At 42.7% G+C, this 5,789-nt stretch carries 1 protein-coding gene, 10 tRNA genes and 1 rRNA gene; all 12 read left to right on the forward strand.

Translation table 11 applies throughout. The annotated features are described in order from the left end of the window. Positions 1 to 91: ribosomal RNA gene (rrf, locus tag ASG85_RS26120) — 5S ribosomal RNA — on the forward strand; the annotation flags it as partial. Positions 92 to 142: 51 nt separating this feature from the next. Beyond that, a tRNA-Glu gene (locus ASG85_RS26125) sits at positions 143 to 214 on the forward strand. A 14-nt stretch (positions 215 to 228) separates the two neighbouring features. Continuing rightward, positions 229 to 304 (forward strand) — tRNA-Val (locus tag ASG85_RS26130). Positions 305 to 319: 15 nt separating this feature from the next. Next, a tRNA-Asp gene (locus ASG85_RS26135) sits at positions 320 to 396 on the forward strand. Between the two features lie 78 nt (positions 397 to 474). Beyond that, a tRNA-Phe gene (locus ASG85_RS26140) sits at positions 475 to 550 on the forward strand. Between the two features lie 18 nt (positions 551 to 568). Continuing rightward, positions 569 to 644, forward strand: a tRNA-Thr gene (locus ASG85_RS26145). Between the two features lie 71 nt (positions 645 to 715). Next, a tRNA-His gene (locus ASG85_RS26150) sits at positions 716 to 788 on the forward strand. 12 nt (positions 789 to 800) lie between these two features. Then, positions 801 to 873: transfer RNA gene (locus ASG85_RS26155), tRNA-Lys, on the forward strand. Positions 874 to 925: 52 nt separating this feature from the next. Next, positions 926 to 1,005: transfer RNA gene (locus tag ASG85_RS26160), tRNA-Leu, on the forward strand. A gap of 59 nt (positions 1,006 to 1,064) precedes the next feature. Continuing rightward, positions 1,065 to 1,150 (forward strand) — tRNA-Leu (locus ASG85_RS26165). A 48-nt stretch (positions 1,151 to 1,198) separates the two neighbouring features. Beyond that, a tRNA-Leu gene (locus ASG85_RS26170) sits at positions 1,199 to 1,277 on the forward strand. Positions 1,278 to 1,623: 346 nt separating this feature from the next. Next, positions 1,624 to 4,968 (forward strand): response regulator, encoded by a 3,345-nt coding sequence (locus ASG85_RS26175; RefSeq protein ID WP_060648179.1) that lies wholly within the window; start codon positions 1,624 to 1,626, stop codon positions 4,966 to 4,968. Positions 4,969 to 5,789 lie beyond the last annotated feature (821 nt).

A 5,789-nucleotide genomic window follows, 5' to 3' on the forward strand; every position in this document is an offset into this window, starting at 1 on the left:
ACGCGTTCCCATCTCGAACACGACCGTTAAGCCCTCCAGCGTCGATGGTACTTGAACCGCAGGGTTCTGGGAGAGTAGAACGTTGCCAAGCAGTACCCACTAGTTGGGTATTTTTTTTGCCGCCTCTTTTGCGCGGAAATAAGGCCCGTTGGTCAAGTGGTTAAGACACCTCCCTTTCACGGAGGTAACAGGGGTTCGAGTCCCCTACGGGTCATTATCCATTAACATGAACGCTTAGCTCAGCTGGGAGAGCACTACCTTGACAGGGTAGGGGTCGGCGGTTCGATCCCGTCAGCGTTCACCATATCATGTACATTTTGGAGCTGTGGTGTAGTGGCCTAACATGCCTGCCTGTCACGCAGGAGACCGCGGGTTCGAATCCCGTCAGCTCCGCCACTAAACCCCAAAAAGTGAAGCAAAGCTTTGTAGTAAATGCCGAATACTTTCCGGGGGTCCCAATTCAACATCTTGTAAGGCTCGGTAGCTCAGTCGGTAGAGCAGAGGACTGAAAATCCTCGTGTCGGCGGTTCGATTCCGTCCCGAGCCACCATTCTTACAAACTTAATAAGCCGTTGTAGCTCAACTGGTAGAGCAACTGACTTGTAATCAGTAGGTTGGGGGTTCAAGTCCTCTCGACGGCACCACAGTACCCCAAAGTGAAGCGTTGTAATAACGCCGATTACTTTGTCGGGGCCTAGCAAGACTTATTCATATGGCGGTCGTGGCGAAGGGGTTAACGCACTGGTTTGTGGATCCAGCATTCGCGGGTTCAAGTCCCGTCGTCCGCCCATTCTTTTCAAGAGTCATTAGCTCAGTTGGTAGAGCACCTGACTTTTAATCAGGGTGTCGTAGGTTCGAATCCTACATGACTCACTATATATAGGGATCTTTAGGCGGATCTCTCCTATTCCCTTATTAACAACATGCGCGTATGGCGGAATTGGCAGACGCACTAGACTTAGGATCTAGCGGGCGACCGTGGGGGTTCAAGTCCCTCTACGCGCATCCCAAAGTGATGAACTGGATTGTAGCTTAGTTACTTCCAGTTCGGAGCTTTCCATTAAGCCGGAGTGGCGGAATCGGCAGACGCACAGGACTTAAAATCCTGCGGTAGGTGACTACCGTACCGGTTCAAGTCCGGTCTTCGGCATTATCTTAATTGCATGCGCGCCTTAACACATCAAGGCGCGCCACATAAGCCGGCATGGCGGAATGGCAGACGCGCTCGACTCAAAATCGAGTCCGAAAGGGTGGAGGTTCGAGTCCTCTTGCCGGTATCGTAGTATAAAGTAAAGTGGTTGAACAGGAAACTTTCCTGTTCAACCACTTTTTTTTGCATACATTCCTTGGTACGGACGGTACTGCATTCTGAATTATTTTGGCCTAGAGCCCGTATGCAATCGCCAGTACGATTGAAAGTCAGCGGCAAACTGATTCATGACTGGCGTATGGAAGGCAACAAAACAACGCGGGAACCCCTCCTATGCATCCGAAAGAGGATAAACAACCTATTGTAGAATTGGATTTAGTACCGTACCACAGATTTACATTGCAATCAAGGATAACTTCAAATCATGTCGAATAAATGAATACACAGACGTATTTCATTTGGAGGCATTACAGATGCTAAAGAGCTTTGCGCGTACATATAGTCGTTTAAGTCTACATAAACAAATCATTTTTCCATTTATATGTATACCCCTTATATTGGGAGCTATTTATTATCTTCAGGTCAATAGATTTACATCTAAAGTCACTGACAAAACCAATTTACGCGTCATCCATCATTTACAATCCGATATATTTAATCAGTTGGACAGCTATTTTAAACCGGCGGAGTATGTGAATAGTTTGAATGTCACGTTAGAGGGAAATGGTTCTCTGAACTCACAAGATGTCGATAAGTTGGGGAAGGTTTTTCTAGAAGAAGTTCGGAATAATGACTTTATTGACTATGCTTATTATGCGAATGAATCAGGCAAATTTGTATCATCTGGGGTAAATAATGGTGTTTTGGAAATTGCTTCCTCGACGGGAGAACCTTCCAACAAAGTTATTGTTAATCGAGTAAATCAATTTGGTGATTTTATGAAGGAGCTTAAGGTTGTTCCGAGCTTTGACGCTCGAAAACAATCATGGTATGAGCAAGCGAAATGGACGGGAACTACTTATTGGTCAAAAGTATATGGAGGTGTATTTGAAACTGGTCTGGGAATTACAACGTCCAAACCTTTAATATCGGTTGATGGCAAAGTTGTTGGGGTTTTTGGTACGGATATTTCTCTAGATAAGGTAGCTAGGCATATGCGAAATATTAATATTAGTAAAAATGGTCTGGCTTTCCTCATGGAGCCTACAGGAGAATTAATTGCAACTTCAACTGGAAATACCTTATTTACGAAAAAAGGGGATGAATATGAGAGAGTCAGAGCTAGCACATCAGAAAATAAAGTAATTAAAGAAAGTAATGGGTTGATCAAAGAGAAAGCTAATAATGAACTTCAGATTCGTTCGGGTAAGTATCAAATTCAGGGTGAGAATTATTTTTTAGATGTTAGTAAATATTCGTTTAATGGGAATTTTGATTGGTACTTAGTCATTGCGATACCTGAGCACGATTTGACAGAAGACATTCATACTTTGCTTCTCAAGTTTGGTATAGAGGCTCTAATTGTGCTAGTTATTTTGATCGCGCTAAGTCTCTTATTAACGAAATGGATCATTACACCTATTAAAATATTGAATGAAAAAGTGATTGATATCCGGAATGGAAATTTCGGAATTGTTATAGATAATTACCGCAAAGATGTTATTGGCGAGCTCACCAATGCATTTAATGAAATGTCCTCTAAGCTCAAGGAACGAAATCTAGAAGCACTTGATTTAGAAAATACAAATGTAAGTCTGATTGAAGAGTTATTGCAAGTTAATGAAAGCTTAGAGGAACGCATTGATAATCGCACTACGGAGCTTGAGGGCAATAATAAATTGCTGATAGAGGCAAAAGAAGCGGCTGATGCCGCAAATCGCGCCAAAAGCGAGTTTATAGCAAATATGAGCCACGAAATCCGTACACCCATGAATGCGATCCTTGGCTTTAATTACTTACTGCAGCAAACAGAGCTCACAGACCAGCAAAAGGATTACTTGGACAAAACGGTGCTATCCGCCAAGAGCCTGCTCTCCATCATTAGCGACATCCTCGATTTCTCGAAGATAGAGGCGAAGAAGATCGTCTTGGAACAAATCGATTTCGATTTGTATGAGGTGCTTAACAATATTTCGACGATGATGAGCTTTAAAGTGTTTGAAAAAGGGCTCAAGCTCCACTTCTCTGTTCATCACGCGGTTCCTCAGATGCTCAAGGGAGACCCGTTCCGATTAAATCAGGTACTGCTAAACCTGTGCAATAATGCGATTAAGTTCACGGAATACGGGGAAGTAGCCATTTCCGTCCAATTGCAATCGAGAAACGACCAAGGGATTGTGCTTCGTTTTAACGTTAGCGATACAGGGATTGGTATGACTAAGGAGCAGCAAAATCAACTTTTCCGAGGATTCACGCAAGCAGACATGTCGATGACCCGCAGATACGGGGGCACGGGCCTTGGGCTGGTTATTAGTCAAAAGTTGATCGAACTTATGGGAGGGTCAATCGACTTAGAAAGCGAGCCGGAAAGCGGGTCTTGTTTTACCTTTACCTCACGTTTTGATCAAAGCACGGGTGTATTTTTTGAAGTAGAGAAAGACTTTCATTTGAAGTTCCTTCGCGTATTACTGGTGTGCGATAGCCCCGAAATGCAATTGATTTTGAAAAGCCAACTTGAACAGCTGCAATTCATTGTCTGTGTCATCGGGTCGTTGGACAATGATATTACTGATATTCACCGTGATTGTCGGTTTGACTTGGTACTTATTGATTGGCAGCTGGAACATGCGGATGCCGTTCAACTTGTGGATAATATCAAAACGAACTATTCGACGCCGTCTCAAGTTCTTGTGATTATCAGTGCTTATCACGAATCCCAATTGCAAGAGCTTGCTCATACGTCTGTTGTTAAGAAAGTTATGTACTTTCCCATTAGCCAGTCACAGCTGTATAACGAAATTGTGGGTTTATTTGAGCCTCAGATCTCTCATTCTTTGGAAAAGCGCATCATACAGGACCAGGATCAAGCAGAGAAATTCACAGAGCTTCGCAACGCCAACATTTTGCTAGTAGAAGATAATGAGATCAATCAAATGGTAGCCAAAGAGTTTCTAAGTGAGAAGGGGATGTTTGTCGATGTGGCAGAGAATGGTGCGGTAGCCATAAATATGGTCGAAAATAAACGATATGACGCCATATTAATGGACTTGCAAATGCCTGTGATGGACGGATATGAGGCTACGCGTCAAATCATCGAGACGGGCTACAAAGTTCCACCTATTATAGCGATGACGGCTGATGCGGTGAAGGGTGTTAAGGAGCAAGTGCTTGAAGCAGGAATGAAGGCTTATATAACAAAACCCTTTGAACCCATTGAGCTGTTCAGTGTGCTGCAGCGTGTGATTCAAAGCTCGAAATTGCAAGGCATGGCACAGGCCGCTGCCACCGTAGAAACGTATGAAACCTTGCCTGTTTTACAAGTAAAAGAAGCAATGGAGCGTTTGGGAAATAAAACGGAATTATATCATCGGATTTTGCAGCTATTTGTACAAAATCATGCAGAAACAGCCGTTGAAATTCGGGAGGCGCTTCAAGCAGACGACATCAAGAAAGCTATTTTGCTGGTCCATACGTTGAAAGGGATTGCTTCCAATATTGGGGCGATAGATCTTTCCAGCTCAGCATGTGACTTGCAGGATGCGATTCATGAATCAACTCTTGATACACAAAGTGACTATGAACAGTTGGAATCTAAGCTGATAGAAGTTAATCGCAAATTACAAGAGGTTTTGGCAGCGATAGATAACTATATGGGTTAGTAAAAAGAGGCGGCGAATGTGAATACATTCGCTTGTCTCTTTTTTTTGTATAGGAAATTATGATTTGCGCAGTCGGCTGGATAAGATGTGGCATAAAGTTGGGGATAAGTGGTTGGGTTTCATCACTTGAATGATGATTTTTTCTGATAAATGATGTTGGGTTGGTTTTTTGAAGAAATGGAGAATTAGTCATATTAGTCATTCAATCGCGCCCAGGATTCACGAAGTTGTAATTCGTACAACAATTTGCTTGATTTCTTCTGTGAAAGCTCCAGATGTTGTACGCTGTACAACAAATTAGCCTATTTCTATGTCATAGAGCTGCTTTTGGCTGGAATTGTTGTATGTTTTACAACAATCGCGGCGTAAACGTGGATTTGCCTGTCTAAAGTTGTAGTAAAGAGTCAATTTCGTAATTCAAAACCCTTGCTACATAAGGATTTATAGCGCATTCAAAAACAGTCACCTACCCAAGATATTATGGCGCCTTGTGGGAAAATAGTGCTTTAATAGTGAAATTAGCTCCTTAAGGTTTATCCNGGACAAAATTGCGGACGCTGGCAAGATCGCTAAGATCCAGCTTCATCAGGTTTAGTGCTGCGATTTATAGCGCATTCAAAAACAGTCACCTACCCAAGATATTATGGCGCCTTGTGGGAAAATAGTGCTTTAATAGTGAAATTAGCTCCTTAAGGTTTATCCGACGGTATTTCTATCGAACCCACACTTCATTTGAACGTTAAGAGTCTTTAGGGACTTCTATTTTTACATAATACGGTGAAAATGAAGAGATAGCAGTCTCTAAAGGCTCTTATCCGATT

The organism is Paenibacillus sp. Soil724D2, from assembly GCF_001427935.1.
GTDB lineage: Bacteria > Bacillota > Bacilli > Paenibacillales > NBRC-103111 > Paenibacillus_E.

Excerpts from the sequence above, each read along its gene's own strand:
- ASG85_RS26175 (WP_060648179.1), top strand. The coding sequence starts at position 1,624 with ATGCTAAAGAGCTTTGCGCGTACATATAGTCGTTTAAGTCTACATAAA.